23 protein-coding genes are annotated in these 22,740 nt (G+C 64.5%); 10 read left to right on the plus strand and 13 right to left on the minus strand.

The annotated features are described in order from the left end of the window. The first annotated feature begins 95 nt into the window (after nucleotides 1-95). The 4 genes from BVU17_14005 (at nucleotide 96) to BVU17_14020 (ending at nucleotide 5,733) form a co-directional block, all read left to right on the plus strand. A complete protein-coding gene (locus BVU17_14005) occupies nucleotides 96-2,408 on the plus strand; it encodes a peptidase (GenBank protein AUG48583.1) in 2,313 nt (770 codons plus the stop codon). Nucleotides 2,409-2,448: 40 nt separating this feature from the next. Continuing rightward, a complete protein-coding gene (locus BVU17_14010) occupies nucleotides 2,449-3,330 on the plus strand; it encodes an EamA family transporter (GenBank protein AUG48919.1) in 882 nt (293 codons plus the stop codon). A 292-nt stretch (nucleotides 3,331-3,622) separates the two neighbouring features. Continuing rightward, nucleotides 3,623-5,011 carry a bifunctional hydroxymethylpyrimidine kinase/phosphomethylpyrimidine kinase gene (locus BVU17_14015; protein AUG48584.1) on the plus strand — a complete coding sequence of 463 codons (1,389 nt, stop codon included), beginning with the start codon at nucleotides 3,623-3,625 and terminating at the stop codon, nucleotides 5,009-5,011. A gap of 86 nt (nucleotides 5,012-5,097) precedes the next feature. Beyond that, the gene (locus BVU17_14020; GenBank protein AUG48585.1) at nucleotides 5,098-5,733 is read left to right on the plus strand and encodes a disulfide bond formation protein DsbA; all 636 of its coding nucleotides are present in this window, start codon (nucleotides 5,098-5,100) and stop codon (nucleotides 5,731-5,733) included. A gap of 18 nt (nucleotides 5,734-5,751) precedes the next feature. Here BVU17_14020 and BVU17_14025 read toward each other — a convergent pair whose 3' ends face one another. Next, nucleotides 5,752-6,678: a hydroxyacid dehydrogenase gene (locus BVU17_14025; GenBank protein AUG48586.1), complete on the minus strand. Its 927-nt coding sequence runs from the start codon at nucleotides 6,676-6,678 to the stop codon at nucleotides 5,752-5,754. Nucleotides 6,679-7,068: 390 nt separating this feature from the next. On the opposite strand from BVU17_14025, the gene BVU17_14030 reads away from it, so the two are divergent. Together BVU17_14030 and BVU17_14035 are read left to right on the plus strand one after the other, a co-directional pair. Then, on the plus strand, nucleotides 7,069-8,163 hold the full coding sequence (locus BVU17_14030) for a hypothetical protein (GenBank protein AUG48587.1): 1,095 nt from the start codon (nucleotides 7,069-7,071) through the stop codon (nucleotides 8,161-8,163). A 4-nt stretch (nucleotides 8,164-8,167) separates the two neighbouring features. Next, the gene (locus tag BVU17_14035) at nucleotides 8,168-8,605 is read left to right on the plus strand and encodes a universal stress protein UspA (protein AUG48920.1); all 438 of its coding nucleotides are present in this window, start codon (nucleotides 8,168-8,170) and stop codon (nucleotides 8,603-8,605) included. 22 nt (nucleotides 8,606-8,627) lie between these two features. Here BVU17_14035 and BVU17_14040 read toward each other — a convergent pair whose 3' ends face one another. The 4 genes from BVU17_14040 to BVU17_14055 form a co-directional block, all read right to left on the minus strand. Continuing rightward, nucleotides 8,628-9,146 carry an HPP family protein gene (locus BVU17_14040; protein AUG48588.1) on the minus strand — a complete coding sequence of 173 codons (519 nt, stop codon included), beginning with the start codon at nucleotides 9,144-9,146 and terminating at the stop codon, nucleotides 8,628-8,630. Between the two features lie 94 nt (nucleotides 9,147-9,240). Then, entirely contained in the window at nucleotides 9,241-10,008 is a 768-nt protein-coding gene (locus tag BVU17_14045; protein AUG48589.1) for a hypothetical protein, read from the minus strand. Nucleotides 10,009-10,070: 62 nt separating this feature from the next. After that, on the minus strand, nucleotides 10,071-10,418 hold the full coding sequence (locus tag BVU17_14050; GenBank protein AUG48590.1) for a thiol reductase thioredoxin: 348 nt from the start codon (nucleotides 10,416-10,418) through the stop codon (nucleotides 10,071-10,073). 69 nt (nucleotides 10,419-10,487) lie between these two features. Continuing rightward, on the minus strand, nucleotides 10,488-11,048 hold the full coding sequence (locus tag BVU17_14055) for an acetyltransferase (protein AUG48591.1): 561 nt from the start codon (nucleotides 11,046-11,048) through the stop codon (nucleotides 10,488-10,490). Between the two features lie 157 nt (nucleotides 11,049-11,205). Here BVU17_14055 and BVU17_14060 point away from each other — a divergent pair, with 157 nt between their 5' ends. Beyond that, complete coding sequence (locus BVU17_14060) at nucleotides 11,206-13,182, plus strand: hypothetical protein (GenBank protein AUG48592.1); 1,977 nt, start codon at nucleotides 11,206-11,208, stop codon at nucleotides 13,180-13,182. Between the two features lie 113 nt (nucleotides 13,183-13,295). Next, nucleotides 13,296-14,342, plus strand: a complete 1,047-nt coding sequence (locus BVU17_14065) for a PAS domain-containing sensor histidine kinase (GenBank protein AUG48593.1) — start codon at nucleotides 13,296-13,298, stop codon at nucleotides 14,340-14,342. Between the two features lie 11 nt (nucleotides 14,343-14,353). On the opposite strand, the gene BVU17_14070 is transcribed toward BVU17_14065, so the two are convergent. From BVU17_14070 to BVU17_14100, 7 genes are all read right to left on the minus strand, one after another. Then, on the minus strand, nucleotides 14,354-14,596 hold the full coding sequence (locus BVU17_14070) for a hypothetical protein (protein ID AUG48594.1): 243 nt from the start codon (nucleotides 14,594-14,596) through the stop codon (nucleotides 14,354-14,356). A gap of 38 nt (nucleotides 14,597-14,634) precedes the next feature. Then, complete coding sequence (locus BVU17_14075; protein AUG48595.1) at nucleotides 14,635-15,045, minus strand: sterol carrier protein; 411 nt, start codon at nucleotides 15,043-15,045, stop codon at nucleotides 14,635-14,637. A 117-nt stretch (nucleotides 15,046-15,162) separates the two neighbouring features. After that, entirely contained in the window at nucleotides 15,163-15,885 is a 723-nt protein-coding gene (locus BVU17_14080; protein ID AUG48596.1) for an ABC transporter ATP-binding protein, read from the minus strand. Beyond that, complete coding sequence (locus tag BVU17_14085; protein AUG48597.1) at nucleotides 15,882-16,694, minus strand: ABC transporter ATP-binding protein; 813 nt, start codon at nucleotides 16,692-16,694, stop codon at nucleotides 15,882-15,884. Before BVU17_14085 ends, BVU17_14080 begins: the two co-directional genes overlap by 4 nt. Further along, the gene (locus tag BVU17_14090; GenBank protein AUG48598.1) at nucleotides 16,687-17,796 is read right to left on the minus strand and encodes a branched-chain amino acid ABC transporter permease; all 1,110 of its coding nucleotides are present in this window, start codon (nucleotides 17,794-17,796) and stop codon (nucleotides 16,687-16,689) included. Before BVU17_14090 ends, BVU17_14085 begins: the two co-directional genes overlap by 8 nt. Next, nucleotides 17,793-18,710 carry a branched-chain amino acid ABC transporter permease gene (locus BVU17_14095; protein ID AUG48599.1) on the minus strand — a complete coding sequence of 306 codons (918 nt, stop codon included), beginning with the start codon at nucleotides 18,708-18,710 and terminating at the stop codon, nucleotides 17,793-17,795. The genes BVU17_14090 and BVU17_14095 overlap by 4 nt, the downstream gene beginning before the upstream one ends. Nucleotides 18,711-18,740: 30 nt before the next feature. Beyond that, nucleotides 18,741-20,048: an ABC transporter substrate-binding protein gene (locus BVU17_14100; GenBank protein AUG48600.1), complete on the minus strand. Its 1,308-nt coding sequence runs from the start codon at nucleotides 20,046-20,048 to the stop codon at nucleotides 18,741-18,743. A gap of 140 nt (nucleotides 20,049-20,188) precedes the next feature. Between BVU17_14100 and BVU17_14105 the strand changes: the two genes are divergently transcribed. Continuing rightward, nucleotides 20,189-21,160, plus strand: coding sequence for a proline racemase (locus tag BVU17_14105; GenBank protein AUG48601.1), 972 nt, complete (start codon nucleotides 20,189-20,191; stop codon nucleotides 21,158-21,160). A gap of 71 nt (nucleotides 21,161-21,231) precedes the next feature. After that, on the plus strand, nucleotides 21,232-22,068 hold the full coding sequence (locus BVU17_14110) for a proline dehydrogenase (protein ID AUG48602.1): 837 nt from the start codon (nucleotides 21,232-21,234) through the stop codon (nucleotides 22,066-22,068). Here BVU17_14110 and BVU17_14115 read toward each other — a convergent pair. Further along, nucleotides 22,065-22,739, minus strand: a complete 675-nt coding sequence (locus tag BVU17_14115) for a hypothetical protein (GenBank protein AUG48603.1) — start codon at nucleotides 22,737-22,739, stop codon at nucleotides 22,065-22,067. The genes BVU17_14110 and BVU17_14115 overlap by 4 nt on opposite strands. Nucleotide 22,740: the final 1 nt, after the last annotated feature.

Raw genomic sequence — 22,740 nt, forward strand, 5'->3', positions numbered from 1 at the left:
CTGAGTACAACCGGGAGCAGTGGCTATCGATGCGTGATACCAACACTCACGATCGGCGGTCAACTATTTCAACCATGGGACGGTAACTGTTCGCAATGTTCGTTGTACCCCGGCGGGTGGTGGCCGTCGGACTCGTGGTCCTTCTCCTCGGTGGGGGAATCGCGTCGCTCCCGGTGGCGGCGACTACTGACCACGGGGCGGTGACTGACGACGACGGACTGGCGGCAGGGGTCGGCGAGAACTGCACATACAGAAGTGATACAGCGCCAAATCGGAGGGGGGCGACGGTCGAGACAGTGCAGTCGTCGACAGGCACTGCCGAGGCGAATAGCTCAGTAATCCGAACGAGAAGCGCCGATACACATCGACGACAGCCACGGGAACAAGGCGGGGACATAGCTACGACAGCGGCCGGCATGGAGACGGGGACAGCCATATCGGGTACAGCACAGACCAGCGATGGTGACGTAATTCAGCAGACACAGACTTACGCGCGCGTACCGGAACAGCCGGGCGAAGTCGCGGTGACTCTGACCTACGAGGTGCCAGACCGGGTTGTCGACCTCGAAACGCACGTCCCGGCGGCGGCGACGGTGACCGAAACGGACGGGTTCGAGCGCGTCAACGAGTCCGTGTACGAGTGGGAAGAGCCGACGGATACAGCGACGATCAGCTACCACATCAACCCGAATCGGACCATCGAAAAGAGCGGTCCGGAGGGTGCCGAGGGACGGTATCTCAGCGTCGATACGGGCGAGTGGGCGCTGCTCACACGCTCACAGACGCCGACGCGCTGGCGCTACACCGGCCGTGACCCCGTCAGGTACAACCGGACACTCCGGACGGCGGGGCCTGGTGCGGCGGGCGAGGAAATCGTGTACCTCGGCGAGGTCGCGACCTTCGAGGAGACGGCGCACAACCAGACGTTCACGCTGGCTGTGCCAGAGCGTGCGACGATGACGGCCTCACCGATTTCGGTGCTGGACTCGATGGCGAACGCGTCGAACGCGCTCCGGGTCGGTGACCGTGACGAGCAGGTGTTCGTCGTCGCCGCGCCATCCGGGGCCGTCAGCTGGGGGGTCGAGGGATATCAGATCGGTGACGCAGATATGTGGGTCCAGTCCCGGCAGTCGCTGGATGTCGCGAACAACGTCTGGCTCCACGAGTACGTCCACAGCCGGCAGGCCTACGAGACGACGGGGAAGACACGGTGGACGGTCGAAGGCTGGGCGACGTACTACGCCGCTGTCCTGACGCTGGAACAGAACCGGATCGGGTTCGACGAGTTTCAGGCACAGCTCGCGGCGGGCGGGCGGCCGGTCTACAGTGACGTGAGATTGACCGATAGGACAAGCTGGACGAACGACGCGAACTACTGGAAAGGGGCGCTCGTCGCCGGACGAACCGATGTCCACATCCGTTCGGCGACTGGCCGTAACCAGACACTCCAGCGCGTGTTTCAGTCGCTGAACGGCTACCGTGACCCCGTCACGCAGTCGCAGCTCCTCGCTGAGATCGAGTCCGCTAGTGACCCGAGCGTCCGGGACGCGACCGCGACGGAGACCGAGACGGCAGCGGCCGTGACGATGTGGAACGTGACGACACATCGGCGGTTGTTCGGTTCGATTCCCGCCCGTATTGGCTACAGCCTCCCGCCGGTCGACAGGGCGGACGCCTACCGCGCAGATAGTCTCTACCGGTCGGACACACCGGTCGGCGGTAGCGAACCGATCCGGCTGGCGACAAACGAGACGCTCGCGGTCGATGCCGTCGTCGAGAACGCTGGCGGCGAGGCAGGGGCGTACAACGTGTCGCTCGCGGTCAACGAGACTGTCGTCGACGCGAAACAGGGCCAGATCGAGCCGGGAGTACGGACCGAGGTTGAAGTGACACACACGTTTGCTGCCCCCGGCCGATACGTGGTCAGCGTCGACGGTGACACCGTCACTGTCGTGGTGACGGAGCCGGCGGTAGCCAGCGTGACCGACGTCACCGCGAGTCCCCGCGAAGTCAAGCAGGGGGACAGGGTCGACGTGACTGCGACTGTCGCCAACGACAACGATATTCCGGGGACAGCAACGGTCGAGTTCCGCCGCAACGATGTCGTGTTCGCCGAACAGCGGCTGTATCTCTCGCCACAGGTAACGACAACAGTCACGCGGACAGTCACCCTCGATGAACGCGGTGAACGCGGAACAGTGTCGCTGTCGGTGGGTGACGGACGAACGACGACGACGGTCGACGTGGTCGTCTCAACGGAGACGGCGGCACCGCCGTCAACTCCGAGCCCGACGGAGATGCCCACAGACAAACGGACGACAGCGGGAGAGGGCGACGGCTTTACCGCGATTATCGCCGGTCTCGCGGTGTTGCTTGCAGCTCTGATTGCCCGCCAGCGTCGTTCCTGACACGAGCCCGAAGGGAACAGTTATTGCGGTCGGCCAGTCGTTGTCAACCGTGAACGTCGGAATCGCGTATGCCGTCCTGTCGGCGCTGGTGTTTGGGGTGTACCTGTTCGTGATGAAGCGGTGGTTCACCGACTACCCGTCGCCGGTGTTTCTGTTGCTTACCTACAGCCTGGTCCCCGTCGTCTACCTCCCGATCGTCTTCGCCAGCAACGAGCCGTTCCTCCCGGCGGGCAGCCGCATCAACGCCCTCTCGTCAATACTCGCTGTGACGGCGGTGACGGCAGTGGGGCTGCTCACCCTCTTTCGAGCGATCCGCGTCGGCGAAGTCTCCTACGTGTCGCCGATCAGCAAAATCGTCCCCGTGTTCGTATTGCCGCTTGAAGTCGGTTTGCTGGGCCAGCACCTCTCTGCGCTGCAGGTCGGCGGCGTCGTCGTCGCGACTGCCGCCGTCTACGTCGCAAACTGGCAGGGGACAGCGTTACTGGCCCCGCTCAAGCGGGCCCGGAAGTCCCGGCCCGCACAACTGGCGCTGCTGTCGGCTGCGGCGTTCGCGCTCGTTGATGTAAGCAAGCGGGTGCTGATGCAGGAACTGGCCATCGAACCGACGACGTACATCCCGGTGATGGCCGTCGGCATCGCCGTCTTGATGACGCCGCTCGCGTTCCGGTATCAGGTCCCGTCGGGATGGCGGGGGGATCTCCCGAAGTTCGTCGTCGCAGCGATGTTCGTCGCCTACGCAAACCACATCGTGTTGCTGTCCTTCCAGTTGCTCCCGGCGAGTATCGTGTCACCAATTGTCAACGGGCAGGCTATCGTCGCCGTCATTCTGGGTGCGATTGTACTCGACGAGGCGCAGTTCCGAGCACGGCTGGCCGCTGCGGGGCTCGCTATCGTCGGTATCGCGATGATATCGGTCGGATAGAAAAGTCAGGCCGACTTTCGTTCCGACGCGCAGCCAACCTGTACCGCATAGCTCGATTGAAGCCACGCGGTCGGGTTCTCGGTGTCGTAGACGACGACGTCGCCGCCGCCAGTGGTGAAGCTGCCGTACTGCTCGTCGGAGTCGGTAGTATCGCGCGACGCTGGTTCCATTGTGGTACAAAGGCACATCCGACACAGCGCTACATAAGTGTTTCTCGGATGTGGTATGAAGTATTATTAGCATACTAGGATTTTGCTGAACAACAGAGTCCTACTGAGAGACCAGCACCGATATGTGGCCGCCGGCAAAGGCATCTGATATGACACGAGCGGACGCCCCAGTGACACTGCCAGTCGTGCTGACTGTCGCCGGCAGCGACTCCGGTGGTGGGGCCGGTATCCAGGCTGACCTCAAGACTATCGAGGCCTGTGGCGGCTTCGGGACCAGCGCGATCACGAGTGTGACGGCACAGAACACCACGGGCGTACAGGGCCAGCATCTGCTCCCGATTGAGGAGATCGAGGCTCAGATCGAGGCGGTGACGGGTGATTTCGACGTGGCCGCAGTCAAGACGGGAATGCTTGCGACGAGCGAGGTCATCGACCTAGTCGTGGACCACGCCGCCGACCTGCCGAACCTCGTCGTCGACCCAGTAATGGTGGCAGCCTCGGGCGACCGGCTGCTGGCCGCCGAGGCCGAAGACGCCTACGAATCGCTCATCGCCGAGGCGACGGTCGTCACACCGAACGCCGACGAGGCCGCCGTCCTGACCGGGCGCGATGTCGACGACGCCGCGGCCGCGGAACAGGCTGGCCGCGACCTCGTCGAGATGGGGGCCGACAGCGCGCTCGTAAAGGGGGGCCACGTCCCGGGTGACGCCGTCGTCGATACGCTCGTGACCGAAGACGGGGTGACGACGTTCCGCCACGACCGCATCGACACCGAAGCCACTCACGGCTCTGGCTGTACGCTCTCTTCGGCCATCGCGACACAGTTAGCCCACGGCGACGACCTGCCGACGGCAGTCGGAAGCAGTGTCGACCTGCTTGCGAGCGCAGTTCGATATAACGTCGACATCGGAGAAGGTCCCGGTGCGGTCCACCACCTCGTCCAGGCGCGTAACGACGCCGCACACCATCCGACGAGCGAGGCCGTCGAGCGAGTTGTGTCGGCGCTCGTCGAGGCGGACGTGTCCGGGCTGGTTCCCGAGCGAGGGATGACCGTCGCCGGCGCGACCCCCTACGCAGAGACACCCGACGCGGTCGCCGCCGTTGAGGGCCGCATCGCCCGCACGATGGACGGCGTCCGACCGAACCGCGGCGTCCGCTTCGGCGCGTCCACAACGGTGGCTCGCGCCCTGCTGACCGCCCGTGAACACGACCCGTCGCTCCGGTTCGCCATCGACTGTCGGCTGACCGACGCCGTCGAGGACGCGCTGTCGTCGCTAGACGGCACGAGTGCCTCGTACGACCCGGGCAAGCGACCGGACGGGGTCGCCGCCGACGCCACGGCCCAATGGGGCGTCGACCGGGCATTCGGAGCCAGCGACGACCCGCCCGTCGCCGTCGTCGGCCGTGAGGGGCTAGGTACCGACGAGCACGCGATGCTGTTCGGGGCGACCGTCGATGCCATCGTCTCGCGCGTCAAGACGGTCCACGAGGCCGTCGACGACGGGGCGTAACGGAACCGGGCGGAGCAGAGCGGTCGTGCGCTGATCTGACACAGACGGTGGCCGCGTTTAACCCCGAGCGACGCATATCAGAACGTATGAGTGAGACACAGTCGAGCGAGCGGATTACGGTCTTCTCGGACTACGTCTGCCCGTTCTGTTATCTCGGACGCGAGTCGCTCAGGCAGTACCAGTCGACGCGCGAGGAGGAACTGGAGATCGACTGGCACCCCTTTGACCTCCGAAGTGGGAAGCGTAACCCCGACGGCTCCATCGACCACTCCGTCGACGACGGCAAGGACGAGGACTACTACGAGCAGGCAAAGCAGGGCGTGCGACGGCTCCAGGAGAAGTACGGCGTGGAGATGGACTTAGACATCGCCACCGACATCGACTCCCTGCCCGCCCAGATTGCCTCCTACTACGTCAAAGAGCACTACGACTACGAGACGTGGCTGACCTTCGACGTGGCCGTTTTCGAGGCGCTGTGGCAGGACGGCCAGGATATCGGCGACGAGGACCTGCTGGTCGACCTGGCCGAGGACGCGGGCGTCGATGGCGGCGAAATCCGCTCGGCGCTCGCGGACGACGCGCTCCGCTCAGCGGTCCGGGAGAAGTTTACCGCGGCACAGCGCCAGGGCATCACCGGCGTCCCGACGTTCGCCTACGATGGCCACGCCGCCCGCGGTGCGGTTCCGCCAGAGCAGCTAGAGCGGCTTGTCGAAGGCACCTGAGCGGGCGCTGTCGGGCGCTCAGGCGACGCGGTTCCGGAGTGATTCGCCGCGTGTGGCCCGTTCGACGTTTTCCTGAACAAGCGCCGCGATGTCCTCGTGATACCGGTTCGTGGACGCGGCGACGTGTGGCGTCACGATAGCCGACTCGTGGTCCCAGAGCGGGTGGGTTTCCGGCAGCGGTTCCTCCCAGTGGGCGTCGAGGGCCGCCCCCGCAATCGCCCCTGCATCGAGCGCGGCCAGCAGCGCGTCCTCGACGACGACCGGCCCCCGGGCGACGTTGACGAGGTAGCCGTCGTCCCGCATCGTTTCGAGGAGGGCGGCGTCGACCATCCCCTCGGTCGCCTCGGTGAGCGGACAGCACAGCACGACGAAGCGGGCGTCGCCGACGGCGGCGGCCAGTTCGTCGGGCGTGTACACGCGCTCGACATTCTCTGCGGGGTCGCCCGAGCGGCGGACGCCGACGACGTCCATGCCGAGCGCGGCGGCCCGGTCGGCGACGCCCTGGCCGATTGTCCCCAGGCCGACCACGCACACCCGCTCGCCGGTCAGCGTGAACGGCGCTTCGTACGGCTCGTGGGTCCAGTCGGCGTCGCCCTGTCGGTCCCGATAGACGTGGAGCCGGCGGGCAAACGCCGTCAGATAGCCGACGACAGTCTCCGGGACGGTGTCGCCGTGAATGCCGGTGCTGTTCGTCAGCGCCGTCCCGGCGGTCTCGTAGGCGGCCACGTCGAACTCGTCGTAGCCCGCGCGGATGCCGTGGACCCAGGCGGCGTCCAGAAACACGTCTCGGGGGGAGAACGTGACGACGCAATCACCGGCGTCGAATGAGGCGTCGTCGCCGACAGCCTCGACGGGAACGTCGGACCCCTGTAACGCGGCGACCATCGCCTCCAGCGGACAGGCCTTCGCGACCGACTCGTGGACGGCGATTCTGTCGATATCCATACCCGTCCCTGCGGCGGGGACGGTATAGTCCTTGTCCGGAACGCGCCGGACCGCTCAGTCCCGGCGGCTGTCGAGCGCGTCAACGCGCATCTCGACGTAGCGGCGGGACCACCGCTTCGAGAAGCGGTGCAGGGCTCCGAAGAGTCCGCCGTCTACGGCGTCGCTGGCGTCTTCGTCGTAACTCGACCGGCCGCCCGACTCCATCGGTCCCTGTGGAAAACTCATGACGCTAGATGTTACCACGGCCTGTGAAATAAATATTAGGGATATTAGGGAGCCGGCGGAGCCATGCGTTTTTGCCGTCTTCGACGGTTTTTACAACGATTTTTGAAACAAGTACAGACAACAAGGGCTTTAACCGATAGTTCACAATGCTGGCTTCACGCGTCAATGACAACGTCGTCACCGTCTAGTCGACTCCAGAAGGGGTTTCTCAAGTACCAGCATGTCTTCGTCTTCCTGGCACCGCTGTTGTTCGTCGTCGGCGTGTACACCGCCGCGCCGACGCCCGCGGACGCGGGAAGCGGCTACTGGTTCGAGTACTGGTGGCTCTGTATCGCCTTCGTCACCGGTGCGACCATCGTCAACACGGTCGGTATCAGCGGGTCGGCGCTGTTCGTCCCGTTTCTCATCTTCGTCTTCCCGGTGCTCGCCGGGGAGACGCTGACCCCGGAGACGCTGGTGAAAGTCGGCCTCATCAGCGAGTCGTTCGGCCTCTCCAGTTCGGCGCTGGCGTTCATCCAGTACGGGCTCGTCGACCGACGACTCGCACTGAGCCTCGTCCTCGGGAGCGTGCCCTTCGTCGTCGCCGGGGCGCTGCTCTCGTTTGTCATCCCCGAACCGCTGTTTCACGCGCTGCTCGGCATCGCCCTGCTGGCGGCCTCGTACCTGCTTTTCAAGGCCGACCTCGGCCACGAAGAGCCGGGCGAGGCGGGCGACAGCGACCCCGACGTGTCGGCCGACGGCGGCGACAAGACCCTGCCCGACGACGCCAACAAACTCGGGCCGGCTGGCGTCGAGACGGCTGACGACGGGGCGGTTACGCGCGTCGACCGCGACGGCAACGACTACGGCTACACGCGCGGCGGCTACCTTGAGCGGTTCGCCAACTACAGCATCGGCGGCGTCTTCCAGGGCCTGGCCGGCTTCGGCGTCGGCGAACTGGGCATCATCTCGATGCTCCGAACGGATGTCCCCGTCCGGGTCGCCATCGGTACGAACCACATCGTTGTGGCACTGACAGCCGTTCTGGCCTCGGTGGTCCACGTCTTCGGCGGCGGCCTCGTTCCGGGCGCTCACTCTATCGACCTCGCGTCGACGCCGTGGAACATGGTCGTCTGGACCGTGCCCGCGACAGTCACCGGCGGCCAGATTGCACCGTACGTCTCGACCGCACTGGACACCGGGACCATCAAGAAGTTCGTCGGCGGGCTGTTCGCAGTCATCGCCGCCGCGCTGTTCCTGATGGCGACGGGTGGTGTCTGAGACGATGTACGACACGGTTCTCCTCCCGACCGACGGCAGCGACGGTATCGGTGCGGCGGCGCGCCACGCCGGCACGATTGCGGGCCGGTTCGACGCGACGGTCCACGTGCTCTCTGTCGTCGACACCCGGAACCGGTTCGAGAGCCCGTCGAGCGGCCTCTCGGCCGACGCCTGGCTCGACGCTGAGCGCGAGCGCGCCGCGGAGGCCATCGAGGCGACCGTCGCTGAGTTGCCGGACGACGTGTCGGTCGAAACCACACAGCGAGAGGGCGTCCCGAAAAGCGAAATCGTCGACGCGGTCACGGAACTCCCGGCAGACCTCGTCGTGATGGGGACCCACGGCCGGACCGGGCTGGACCACTATCTCATCGGAAGCGTCGCGGAGACGGTCGTTCGGGAGTCGCCGGTGCCGGTGCTGACCGTCCAGTTGTCCGAGGAGTGACCACGGCGACCCCGCGACCGCATCAGCCGTCGACCGGGCCTGTCCGGAACGGCTCGGTCGCTCGGTGATACGCTGACAGCGCGAGCGCATGGAACGCGACGAGGACGGCGACACCGACGACGATGACTGCGACCTGTAGCGGCGTCGAGAGCAGCCCTAAGGAGACGATGAGCGTCGTCGCACAGGCCGGCGCGTGGACGGTGTCGGTCGCAATCATCCCCCAGCTGGTCACGACGAGCGAGAGCGTCGCGCTCGCGACGAGGCGGAGCCCGGCCGTGGAAAACGCGGTCGGGTCCGCGACGAGTGAGACACCGCCGGCGAGCAGGCTGTACGCGGCCAGCCCCGCGAGGCCGCCGATGAGGTGGCTCGCGACAACGCTGACCAGCCCTGTCCGGTCACCGTCCCGGTGGAAGGCGAGGACGAACGCCGAGGGGCCGAGGCTCGGGAAGATAAACGGTTGCCCGCTTGCCCACGCAAGCGTTCCGAGGACGACGAACAGCACGCCGGCGTACAGGCTCGTGCCGACTCGATGCCGTCGCATTGCTCCCGATAGGAAACTGGACGGACAAGACAGTCACGGTCCGGCAAATCGGCGCTGGAATCCTGAGTGGAGACGGCACGGCCAGCCGTTCCAGTCAGAGCGCCGTCGTCGTCGTGTCGTCCTCGCTCGGAGCCGACGGCGGCATCCCGGTACTCTCGCGTAGTTGCTCGAACGCGACTGCGACAACTGCGGTGCCGTACAGCGACGCCAGAGGTTGGATGACAATGGTCGGAAGCTGCGAAGTCGGCCCCGAAAGCGCTAGCGCGCCGACGAATCCGATGACACCACCGACGAGCGCCGCGGCGGTACCGACAATCAACAGCAGTCCGAACAGCGCCAGCCGGTTGCCCTCGGTGAGCCGATAGCTCTCTTTGAGCGCCGCGACGAAGTTCCGGTCGTCGACGATGACGTACGGCATCATGAAGATGAACGCGACGTAAGCGAAGATACCGGGGATGAGGAGCAGGACCGACCCGATGAACACCAGCAGGCTGTAGACGATTCCGCCGACAAACACGTTCACCATCGCCAGCGGTACGTTCCGTGTGAGCGCTCCCGTTGGGAAACTGTCACGCGCTCCGGCAGCGAACGTCCGGAAGGACACGATGGTGAGATACAGTGAGACTACGGAGCCGATGGCGATACCGGCACCCGCGACGGAAAGCGGGATGTCGAGGGTGAGCGGTAGGGCTGCAGCGATTTCGCCGTATCCCATTCTGGCGTAAGTCGTCGCCAAGATTGTGTTGAACAGCGTTTGAAAACCGATCATCAGGGCGAAAAACGCTGCAAGTAGTATCGAACCGGTACGACTGAACAGCCGATACCCCGCCTCTTCGAGGACGGAGCCGATTTGGAGGGCCATCAACGGAGCGCTTCGACAAGCAATGGCAAAAGTGTTGCCTCAGTGTGACACTGCCACTCAGTTCACGCGCCCGGTTCCGACTCACTCTCGACGAACTCGATAAGCTCCTCTGCCGGGACGAACCCGTCGGCGCGGCGGTCGAGAAGCGCCCCGTCGACAAATAGCAGGAGCGTCGGGACGCTCCGGACGTCGAATGCGTCGACGGCATCGAGGTCGCGTTTGGGATTGAACACGACCACCGTGGCATCAGTCGCCTTCGCTGCGATGTCGAGTATCGGCTCCATCGACTTGCAGATTGTACAGCCGCTTGTCCGGACCATCGCCAGTACGCGGTCAGTCGTCGCCAGCACGTCGTCGAGTTCGTCCCGCGTTTCGACCGTCCGAACGCCGTGTTCCGTTGTCGTGTCCATACGGCTAGTACGTGCCACAGCGCGAAGAACCCCGCGACAGGCCACAGCCGCGGTTGCTGTGCGTGGCCGTCAGTCCTCGATCTCCCGCACGACCGATGCTGGGTTCCCCTGAACGACGACCCCGGCCGGAACATCGTCGGTGACGACTGCACCAGAACCGATGACCGCGTCGTCACCGATTGTGACGCCCGGGTTGATGACCGCCTGCCCGCCGACCCAGACGTTATCGCCGATAGACACCGGCTTCCCGTACTCGACGCCGCTACGACGTTCATCCGGGTCGAGCGGATGCGTTGCGGTGTAGATGTGGACGCTCGGCCCGAGCAGGCAATCGTCGCCGATATCCACCCGGCAGACGTCCAGCACGACGCAGTCGAAGTTCGCGTAGAAGCCCTCGCCGACGTGGATATGCTCGCCGTAATCACACCGGAACGGCGGTTCGACGTGACAGTCCGGGCCGACCGAGCCGAACAAATCCTCGATGAGCGCCTGTCTGGTGTCGGTCTCCGACGGGTCGGTCCGGTTGTACTCCCGAGTGAGCGCGTTCGCATGCTCGCGGGCAGCGACGAGTTCCGGGTCGCTCGCGTCGTAGCGTTCGCCCGCGAGCATCTTCTCCTTTTCAGAGGGCATCCCGACTGACCTCCGGAGCGGTACCGCGACGCCGCTGTGCAATCATGTCCGACAGTTGACTGGCCCGACCAAGAGGCGTTTCGGTTGACCGTTGGGAGTCAGTGCGGGGACTCGTCCCCGGAACGGATTTATAATCGACCGTCGCCTACCATGATTCGTGAACCGCACGGCAGCGCTCGACGCAGTCGTCTTCGGTGTCGACATCCAGAGCGGCGACGTACGCGGCGACGCGCCGTCGTACGCGCTGGTGGTCTTCGACGGGGAATCAGTCGAGCGGGACGTGGTCTCGCGGCGGAAGCTCCGCCGGCGCATCGAGGACGAAGAGCCGGCTATCGTCGCGACGGACAACATGTACGAGCTCGCCGAGGACAAGGACGCCCTGATCCACGTCCTGGGCTCGCTCCCGGACGAGACGAAACTGGTGCAGGTGACCGGCGACGAGCGGCCCGAACCGCTGTCGCGGGTCGCCAAGCGCCACGGCGTCCCCTACGGCAAGGACCCGATGGAGGAAGCCGAGGCCGCGGCACGGCTGGCCGCCGCGAACGTCGGCCAGGAGGTGTCCGCCTTCACCGACACGACGGAGGTGAAGGTCTCGCGGGGCCGCTCGACCGGAAAAGGGGGATGGTCAGAAGACCGCTACACGCGACGCATTCACGGCGCGGTCAAGAAACGCGCCCGCGAGGTCGAGTCCGAACTCGACGCTGCCGGCCTGGAATACGAGCGGGACGTGACCGAGAAGTACGGCGGCTTCTCCAACGCCGTGTTTCAGGTGTCGGCTCGACCGCAGGACATTCCGGTGTCGAGAGCACGGTCGGGCGACACGCGCGTCGAAATCGAGCGCCAGCGACGTGACGGCATCGAGTTCAAGCCGCTGGCGAAACGGCGCGACCACGTCATCGTCGGCGTCGACCCCGGGACGACGACGGCCGTTGCCATCGTCTCCCTCGACGGCACTGTGCTGGACGTGTACTCCTCGCGGACCGACGACACCGCTGCGACGACGGAGTGGATTATCGAGCGCGGTCGGCCCGTCGTCGTCGCCGCCGACGTGACGCCGATGCCGGAAACCGTCGAGAAACTCCGGCGCTCATTTAGCGCCGCGGGCTGGGAGCCAGACACCGACCTCCCGGTCGACGAGAAGAAACACCGGACCCGCGAGGAGGCCTACGACAACGACCACGAGCGCGACGCGATGGCCGCCGCGCTCTACGCGTTCGACCACCACGCCGACCAGTTCGAGCGCGTCGCAGGCAAGGTCCCGCCGCAGTACGATGTGGGACCGGTCGTCGACCGCGTCGTCGCCGGCGAGGAGAGTGTCGAGACGGTGCTGCGGGACCTCGAAGACGACGACGGCGAGGACGAGGAGGCTACGGCGCACGAACCGCGGGAACTCACCGACGACGAGAAGGAGATCAAGCGGCTGAACGCCCGCATCGAGCGGCTCGAATCGCACGTCGACGACCTCAAAGAGACGATCAAGCGCAAGGACGAGCAGCTCTCTGAGAAGGACAAACAACTGGAGAAAGCCCGCAGCGAAGGCCGACGCGAGGTCCGGAAGGACCGCGAGGTGACGCGGCTCCAGCGGCGCAACGAAGCCCTCGAACGGAAGGTCGAGGAGGAACAGGAGAAGCGGGAGACGCTGGCCGACAAGCTCGACCGACTGAAGGCGCTGTGGAAGCTCGACCACTCGAACTTCGCCGACGTATCGGAGAAGCAGGAGGGACTGACCCCGGTCAAGGTGGTCGAACAGTTCACGAGAGATGCCATCGCCGACGCCGACGAGCGATTTGGCCTCGTTGAGGACGACATCGTCATGTTTCGGGATGCCTCGGGCGCGGGCCGGTCGACGGCCCAGCAACTGGCGGATATCGACCCGAAAATCGTGCTCCGGAACGGGAACCTCTCTGACATCGCCGATCAGGTGCTGTTCGACAACGATATTCCCGTCGCACCGGCAGAGCTAGTCACCGTGCAGGAAGTCGACGAACTGGCCGTCGCCCGCGAAGGCGAGATCAAGGCGGCAATCGAGGACTGGGAAGAGCGGGCCGCCGAGCGACGGAAGGAGCAGAACGCGGAGATGGTCGACCAGATCATCAGCGAACACCGGGCTGACCGGCCGACGAGCGAGAACTAAACGCTGTGCTAGGACCCGGCAGGCAGTAACGGGGCAGCCCTGCTACCGGGGTGCTGCTCCGATAGTGCGAATCTGTACTGAGTAGTTATGTTCTTCGGGTGCGTCTCTCTCGCATGGAAGACCAGTGTCGTGTTCTGGCGGCCGCGGTCGAGACGCTCGACGACGTCTTCTACGTCTACGACGCAGACGGCAAACTTGCGTACTGGAACGGTCGGCTGAACGAACTGTTCGACCTGACCGATAGCGAACTGTCAGGCACAGCGCCGACCGAGTTCTTCGTCGCGGACGACCGGGCAGCCGTTGAAGCAGCCATCGAGGAGGTGTTTGAATCAGGTCAAACGAGCGTCGAAGCGCGGGCGGAGACGACAGAAGGGGTAGTGACGTTCGAACTCAGCGGTCGGCTTCTTACGGGGGACGACGGCACAGTGCAGGGGTTCAGCGGTGTCGGTCGGGACATCACGGACCGACGCGAACGGGAGTGGCACCTCCAGCGACAGAACGAGCGGCTCACGGAGTTCGCCGACCTCCTGGCACACGACCTCCGGACGCCGCTTGCCGTCACCAGCGGCCACCTCGAACTCGCTGCCGAGGAGCTGTCACCCGAGCGTATCGACGCCGCTAGAGACGGGTTGGGGCGGTTAGAAGCGATTATTGACGATATGCGGACGGCGACCAGAGAGGGCGCGCTGGCAACCGACGAGCAGGCGGTCGATATCGCCGACGTGGCGACGACGGCGTGGAACCACGTCGAAACCGGCAGTGCAGTGCTGGAACCGCCGCCGCCGATACCGGTCGAGGCTGACCCGAAGCGACTGCTTCGGTTGTTCGAGAATGTCTTCATCAACGCCGTCACACACGGTCCGGAACTCGACGAACACGTATCTGACGAGGAGCGCAAAGCTGGCACTACCGACATCACAGTTCGTCTCGTACTGACGGCCGACGGCTTCGCTGTCGAGGATGACGGCCGGGGAATCGACCCGGACGACCGGGAGTGGGTGTTCGAACCGGGCGCATCACAGGCGGCTGACGGCACTGGGTTCGGCCTCTACATCGTCAGGACAATCGCCGAAGCCCACGGCTGGACAGTGCGTGCCACGGCAGCAGAACACGGCGGTGCACGGTTCGAGTTCGATGTCGGTGCAGACACCGCCTGTTAGTTGCGTCCGCCTCAGGGCATGCCGTCGCCGCCCATACCGCCACCGCCCATGCCGCCGCCACCCATACCGCCCATGCCGCCGAGTCCGAACGCGCCGAGCAGGCTCGTGACGAGTCCGTAGACGACCAGCCCGAGGCCGCCAACGACCAGAGCGATACCGACGGCGACGATGGGAGCCTTCCACGCGACCAGACCGATGCCGGCGAGCAACACGACGATGCCGCCGATACCAACCGCACCGAGTTTATCGAGCATACCCGTGTAGGCCAAGCGGGCGGACAAAAGCCCGTCGGTCAGTACTCGAACTCGGTGTCGACGTTCTGTGCCGCCGCGACCATCTCGGCGATGGTGTCCTGCCGGCGAAGCAGTCGCATCGTGTCACCCTCGACGTCGAACGTGCCGTCCATCGCGGCGGCGGAGATATCCAGATCGCCCTGCAGCATCGTGACCCACTCGCTGTAGGGGCCACGGAACGCGAAGTCGTACTCGGGGTCCGCGACCGTCCCAGCGGCGGTACAGACGCCGTCCTCGATGGCGACGGAGAACTGTATCGGCTCACCAGTGTAGGCGTCGTCGGCACGGATTTCGAAACAGAACGCGGCGGTGAAGCCGTCGGCGCTGTCAGCGAACGCGGCCCGCTCGTTGATCCGGTCGCGCCACGCAGCGGCCCAGTCATCGGCTTCAGTCGGCAGCGTCACAGTCATTGGCAGGCGGTATGCAAGGGGGGCTTTTCTGTGTTGCCTTGTCTGTTCGAGTGCAACACCCGGGAAGTCGTTGCTGTGGCTCCGCGACGAGCGCGACGAAAACAGCGAACCGAGGCCTCAGCGACGGGATTCGCCGCCGAGATACAGCCGGGACACCTCCGGGTCGTCGAGCAGCGAGTCGGCCTCGCCCTCGAACTTGACCGTCCCCTGGTCGAGGACGAACCCGCGGTCTGAGATACCCAGTCCCTCGCGGGCGTTCTGCTCGACCATCAGGATCGAGGTGCCCAGTTCGTTGACCGTCTCCACGTCGTCGAACACCTCTTTGGCAGTGTTCGGTGCCAGCCCGGCGCTTGGCTCGTCGATGAGCAACACGTCGGGCTCCATCACGAGCGCGCGGGCGAAGGCCAGCACCTGCCGCTGACCGCCCGACAGCGTCTTCGCGTTCGCGCTGCGCTTGTCGTCGAGGATGGGGAACCGGTCGTACAGTTCGGCCACGACCTCGTCGAGGCCGCCGTCGCGGGCGACCCCACCCATCCGGAGGTTCTCGTCGATGGTCAGCGACCCGAACACGTTCTCGGTCTGTGGAACGTAGCCGACGCCGATTCGGACGATGTCTTCTGGAGCCATCCCGCCGATTTCGCGGTCGCCCAGACGGACCGAGCCGGTCCAGGGCTCCAGCATCCCGAACACCGTCTTGAGGACAGTAGACTTGCCGGCCCCGTTCGGGCCGACGAGGCAGGCGATCTCCCCCTCGCCGAGCGTCAGCGAGAGGTCGTCGAGCACCTGCACCTCGCCGTAGCCGCTGTCGACGCCGTCGACGGTGAGGATTGGGTCAGTCATTCCGACGGCCCTCCCAGATAGGCGTCGATGACGCGCTCGTCGCTCCGGACCGCCTCGGGCGGCCCCTCGACGAGGACACTCCCCTGATTGAGGACGATAATCGGGTCGGCCAGTCGCATGATGAAGTTCATGTCGTGTTCGATGATGAGGAAGGTGATCCCCTCCTCGTTGAGTTCCTCGATGAACCCGGCCAGTTTGTCGGCCAGCACGGGGTTGACGCCGGCGACGGGCTCGTCGAGCAGGAGCAGGTCGGGTTCGGCCATCATCCCGCGGGCCAGTTCGACCAGTTTCATCTGTCCACCCGAGAGGTCCGTCGCGGGCTGGGTGGCCAGATCGCCGATCTCGAACCGTTCGAGCATCTGCTGGGCCTGTTCCAGCGAGCGCCGTTCCTCCTGTTCGACGGTGCTCGGCGAGGTGAACAGCGGGATAATCGATTCCCCGGTCTGGTTGTGTGGCCCAACCAGTAGCGCCTCCCGAACGGTCATCCCCTCCGGTTTCCGCGGCGTCTGGAACGTCCGAATCATCCCCTGATCGGCGATTTCGTGGGGCTTCTGGCCGGTCACGTCGACGCCGTTGACCGAGACGGAGCCTGCATCGGGTTCGTAAAAGCCCGAGACGAGATTGAACAGCGTCGATTTACCGGCCCCGTTGGGACCGATGAGGCCCGTAATCGTGCCGCGTTCGACCTCGATGGACGCGTCGTCAGTCGCCACAAGACCGCCGAAGCGTTTCTCCAGTCCTTCGGCCCGGAGCACCGGATCGTCCTTCCCGAGAATTGGCCCGTCTGAGACGAGCGACTGCTCACTCATCGCGACCACCGCCCAGCGAGTCGGGCCAGATGAGTTCGCGCTCCGGCGGGAGAATCCCCTCCGGGCGGAGCCTGACGATGAAGATGATGAGCAGGCCGACCAGCATGAGCCGGAGCGGTGCCGCGCCGATTGGGAGCGCGCCCGTGTCGGTCATGAAGCGGGTCCCCTGCTGGATGGCGACGATGGTGAACCCACCGAGCATCGCGCCGCGGTCGCTGCCCGTGCCGCCGAGGATGACGGCGACCCAGACGTAGAACGTCGTGATTGGCTGAAGGTCCTGTGGGCTGACGAACAACACGAGGTGGGAGTAGAACACGCCGGCGAGCGCCATGATGAGGCTCCCGATGACGAACGCCTGCATCTTGAACGCGAAGGTGTTCTTGCCCAGCGTCTCCGCGAGGTCCTCGTCGGTCCGAATCGTCCGCAGGACGCGGCCCCACGGCGACCGGTGGATGCGGCGGAGGAACAGGTAAACCGCCGCCACAATAACAGTGACGAGGACGACGTTCAGGAAGCTGGTGACGACCGACTGCGTCGTGTAAAACAGCGGAGCTCCGCCCACGTAGAAGACGTACGGGTACGTCAGGTCCCCGAGCACAGGCCAGTCGGAGAAAAACAGCGGGATGCCGGTCAGGCCGGCGCTCCCCGCTGTCCACTGCGATTCGTTGAGGATGAAGATGCGGACGACTTCTGCAAGGCCCAGCGACGCGATTGCGAGGTAATCGTCGCGGAGCTTCAGCGTCGGGTAGCCGATGATGACCGCAAGCACTGCGGCGAGTCCGAGACCACCAAACAGCGCGATGACGGGGCTGACCCCCCCGGAGATAGGCGAGCCGGACGCCGTCAGCAATGCGGTCCCGTACGCGCCGAGGCCGAAGAAGGCCGCGACACTGAAGTTGATCATGCCGCCGTACCCCCACTGGACGTTCAGCCCCATCGAGAGGAGCATATACATCGCCGACAGCCCAACGAGATACAGCAGGTACGCCGGGGCGAGGAAGCCAGTCACAACCGCCAGGAGCAGGAGTGCACCGAGCGCGCCGAGCAGTCCCACGACGCCTTTCTCGCGGGCCGAATAGGCACCGACATCAAGCGTGCTCATGTCATATCACCCGCGATGCCGCGAGGCCTGACAAGCAGAACCGCGACCATGATGACGAACGCGACAGCCGGCGCGTAGGCGTTGCTAATCGGAAGGCCGACATCGCTGAGCAGCGGCGTCAGTTCGTGGAGCATCCCGATGAGAAGGCCACCGAGCATCGCGCCGTACACCGAGCCGATACCACCGAGGATGACCGCGGCGAACACGACCAGCAGGATGTTGAACCCGATTCGGGGGTCAAGCTGACTGTACAACGCGAGGAAAACGCCGCCGGCGGCAGCCAGAGCGCTGCCGACGACCCACATGACGAGAATGACGCGGTCAGTTCGGATACCGCTCACGCGTGCGAGGTCGGGGTTGTCAGCTGTCGCGCGCATCTTCCGGCCCAGCGTCGTCCGCTGAAGCAGGAGGTGCAGGGCGACGACGAGCACCGCCGCGCTGACGATGATCGCCACGTCTCGCTGTGTCACGGCGACATCAAGTGTGTCCAGCAGCAGCGGAATCGGTCCGCTACGGCTGATGTCGTACTGTAGAAAGTCAGTCCCGAACGTCCCCTGTAGCACCGCACGGTAGACGAACGCCACGCCGATGCTCGTGATAAGCAACCCGATTGAGTCCGTATCGAGGGGCTTGTACACGAGCACGTGGGTGAGGACGGCGACAACGGCAGCAAGCGCCATCCCTACTGCAAGGGCCAGGAAGAAGCCGATTGGGAGGCCGAGAACGGTGCCGCCGAGACTGCCGAACACGCCGAAGGCGACGAACGCCCCGTACGCGCCCAGGGTCATCGTATCGCCGTGTGCGAAGTTCGCGAAATCGGCGATGCTGTAGACCAGCGAGAGCCCGATACTCCCGAGGATGATGATACTACTGAAAACGAGCCCGTTTGCCAGGTATTGTAATATCTGCGCCATTGGTGAAAATGGGAAAGAGTCGTGGCCGCCTTAGCCCTCGATGAAGCCAGCGGATTCGTACGCGTGGTCAACGACTTCGAACACCTGTAGCAACCCGACGGGGTCGCCGTTCTCGTCGAGGTCGATGGGGCCGCTCACGCCGGTGTAGTCCACGTCCGACGGCGAGCCACCGTTGGCCAGAATTTCGTGTGCCTCCTCGTACGTGGTCGCTTCCTCACCCTCGGGACGGGTCACGTCCCGGACGACCTCCATGAGTGCCGAGCCCGTGAACTCGTCTGCAGCTTCGATAGCGAGTGCGCTGACGATTACCGCGTCGTACGCGTACGCCGACCACGACGTGGGTTCCTCGCCGAAGCGCTCCTCGAACTCCGAGACGAACGCCTGGTAGTTCTCGGCGTCCTGTGGGACGCTTGGAACCACGGCTTTCATTCCGTCGAGGCTCCCCTCGGGAGCGGATTCGAGGACCTTCGGCCCTTTGACGCTGTCACCGCCGTACCAGGCGGCCTGATCGGTGACGCCCAGGTCGAACGCCTCCTGAGACATTGTCGCGAACTCCGGCTGGTAGGTGATGAACACCCACGCGTCAGCGTCGGTGTCGGACATCGAGGAGATGGTGCTGCTGTAGGAGGACTGGCCCTGGTCGTGGGGTTCGTTGTAGACGATTTCTCCGTCGTAGGCCTCGATGAATGCCTCGCCCACGGACTGGCCGTAATCGTTGTTAATCCAGGCCAGGGCGGCGGACTCGTTGCCGTCCTCGCTGAGGAGCGACGAAATTGCCTCCGCCTGGGCCTTGCCTGCCGGCGGCATCCGAAGCAGGTCTGGGAAGTTCGTCAGGTTCGGGCTGGTGCTGTTCTGGCTGATCTGGACGACGTCAGTGTTCTGGACGACGCTTTCGTGAATAGCCGTGCTGACACCGCTGCCGACGGTACCGATGAGCAGCGGGACACCCTCCTGATTGACCAGCGTCTGTGCTGCGCTGACGCCACCCTGACTCGTGCTCTGGTCGTCCTGCTGTGAGATTTCCAGTGTGCCGCCACCGACGCCGACCGAGTTGACGTCGTCAAGCGCGATTTCCTTGCCGCGCTGATTCCGCTGTCCGAACGCCGATAGTGAGCCGGAGAGGCTGTCAACCATCCCGATGGTGTAAGTTTCGGACCCGGAGTCCGTCGCGGAATCCGTTGATTCGCCATCGCTGCCACTACCGTCGCCGCCGTCTCCACCATCGCCACCGTCTTCGGGAGCACCACCTGAACAGCCAGCGAGGCCGACGAGTCCAGCACTGGCAGCGGCTTTGATTACGGTTCGCCTGTCAATCGAACGCTTGTCATGGTCGTTCATGGTATACTGATATCCTTTTTCGTAACTCCCTGTATAACCGTGTCCCCGTCCATGGTAGGTACCCTGTTCTGGACGGCGTACGGAAAGCCGTCAATTAATACTTCTGGAACGCGTTCAGTGTATAGAGTATCGCTACGGCTATGCAACGAACGGAGTTTATTACAGTAGACACACACACGGGCGGAGAGCCGACGCGCATCGTGCTCGACGGGATCGAGGCCGACACACTCACCGGAGAGACCGTCCGGGAGAAGCGCGACCAGTTTGCAGCTACGGCTGACGATGTCCGGAAACTCCTCATGCAGGAGCCCCGTGGGCACGCAGATATGTTCGGAGCGGTCCCGGTGCCGACAGACCGGGCCGACCTCGGGGTTTTCTTCATGGATACTGACGGCTATCTGGATATGTGTGGCCACGGCCTCATCGGGGTCGTGACCGCACTCATCGAACAGGGCGAACTCCACGAGACACCAGAACTGACCGTCGAAACCCCCGCCGGACTGGTTGACGTGACGGCCGAGATAGCTGACGGCGTCGTTCGCCGTGTTGCGTTCGAAAACGTCGACAGTTACGTCTGTGGGACGATTACCGTCGAACAGGACGGCGTCCCGGTCGAGGCTCGTATCGTCTATTCGGGGAACTATTTCGCCGTTGTTGACGCCGACAGTCTGGGCGTCACGCTCGACCGTGAAGACGCCACGCAGTGTATCGACCCCGCACTGGAACTCCGCCGAGCAGTCAACGACGCCGCACCGGAGGACCCAGTCACCGGAGCACGGGTGACCGTCTCGGCAGTCGAACTCACCGGTGGTGGCGACAGCGACCGGAGCTGTGTGGTGTTCGCCGACGGTTCCGTCGACCGCTCCCCCTGTGGAACAGGCACGTGTGCGCGATTGACCCTTCACCACGCCGACGGCGATCTCGCTATCGGCGAGCGTGTCGAAGTGACCGGGCCGGTCGGATCAACATTCGAGGGGTACATCAGCGAAACCAGCGTCGCCAACGGCGTCACCGTGACCAGCCCGGTCGTCTCGGGCACAGCGCATATCACAGGCGAGCACACGTTTTACCGGACCGACGACGATACGCTCGGCAGTTTCACTCTCGCTTGATTTCAGTCAGTAACTGCTGATTTTTTTGGTAGGGGGTGCGTTTAGGCTGATATAGTGGCGTAGTTTCGATAATGATTCCGCCGATAGCGAACAACTTCGTCGCCGGGGAGACAGCGTCGGGGGCACTCGACCACGTCGCTTCACTCAACGACGACGATGTCAAGGGCATCCTAAATCTGTTAGGCGAACACTACGACGAGCGCCAGCCGGCTGACGAGGACGCAGACCAGTACATCGAGCTGATAGAAGAAATCGACAGGAGCGGCCTCGACTGCGCTGTCTCTGTCAAGCCCTCACAGATCGGCCTCGACGTTGGCGACGAGGTGTTCGTCGAGAACCTCGAACGCATCGTCGCGGCGGGTGACGACCGCGGTGTCTTCGTCTGGGTTGATATGGAGGACTACACCACGACCGACGTGACCCTCGACGCGTACGAACGGCTCGTCACGGAACACGAAGGCGGCATTGGCGTCTGTACACAGGCAAACCTCAAGCGAACGCCCGAAGACCTCGAACGGCTCGCGCCCCTTCCCGGGAAAGTCCGGCTTGTCAAGGGGGCCTACTCCGAGCCCAAGGAGGTCTCGTACAAGAAGAAAGAGCGCGTCAACGAAGCCTATCGGGACTGTCTCGAACTGATGTTCGAGGAGTTCGATGGCGGCATCGGCGTCGGCAGCCACGACCCGGCAATGATAGACTACGCCAAGGACCTCCACGACGAGTACGGCACTGACTACGAAGTGCAGATGCTGATGGGCGTCCGCGACGACGCCCAGCGTGACCTCGCCGCCGAGGGCGTCCCGATGTGGCAGTACATCCCCTACGGCGACAAGTGGTTCTCCTACTTCTACCGGCGTGTCCGCGAGCGCAAAGAGAACGCGTTGTTTGCCGTCCGGGCCGTGCTGAGCTAGAGTAACTTCGACGGTGTACGACCCTCCCCCTCGAAACAGGCAACCGGGTTCCCGTTCTCCCAGGGGTCGGGGTCCAGCGCGTCGGCCCCATCGAAATCGTTTCGCGTCGTTCTGGCCCGGACAACCCGTGTCGAACCGATATAGTACGTGACGTACTGGGTTATGTAGTCGAAGTCCGTACCGGGGTGAATCGTCCCGGAGCCGACGTACTGCAGTCGGACGACGGCCGAGTTAGCGGGCCCCGAGGCGACCCAGAAATTCTGGACGGAGATGTCGAACTGCGTCAGGTAGCTGTCGGACTCGCCGTCCGTCGTCATGTCCGTGTTCGCTAGCATCTCGGCGTTCTGCCGGTAAGCCAGTTCGAACGCAGTGGCGTACTCCACCGCACCCTCGCCTGCCGGCTCCGATGGCGGCCGCCCGGGATACCTACGGGCAGCAAGCGCTCCCTTCCGGTCGACTGGCTCAGCCATCGGTCTCGAAGCGGCCGAACAGGACACGTTCGGAGGCGTTTCCGGAATCTGGGTCGCCCATCCGGTGGCCGGCGTCGGCGTCGCTGTGGCTGCCGGCGTCTCAGTTGAGTCAGCCCCGTCGAAAGTGAGACAACCAGCTGTGGAAAGCCCTGCCCCGATGGTGCCGAGGGCCTGCACGAGATGACGGCGTGTTATCTCCATA

The organism is Haloarcula taiwanensis, from assembly GCA_002844335.1.
Lineage (GTDB): Archaea > Halobacteriota > Halobacteria > Halobacteriales > Haloarculaceae > Haloarcula > Haloarcula taiwanensis.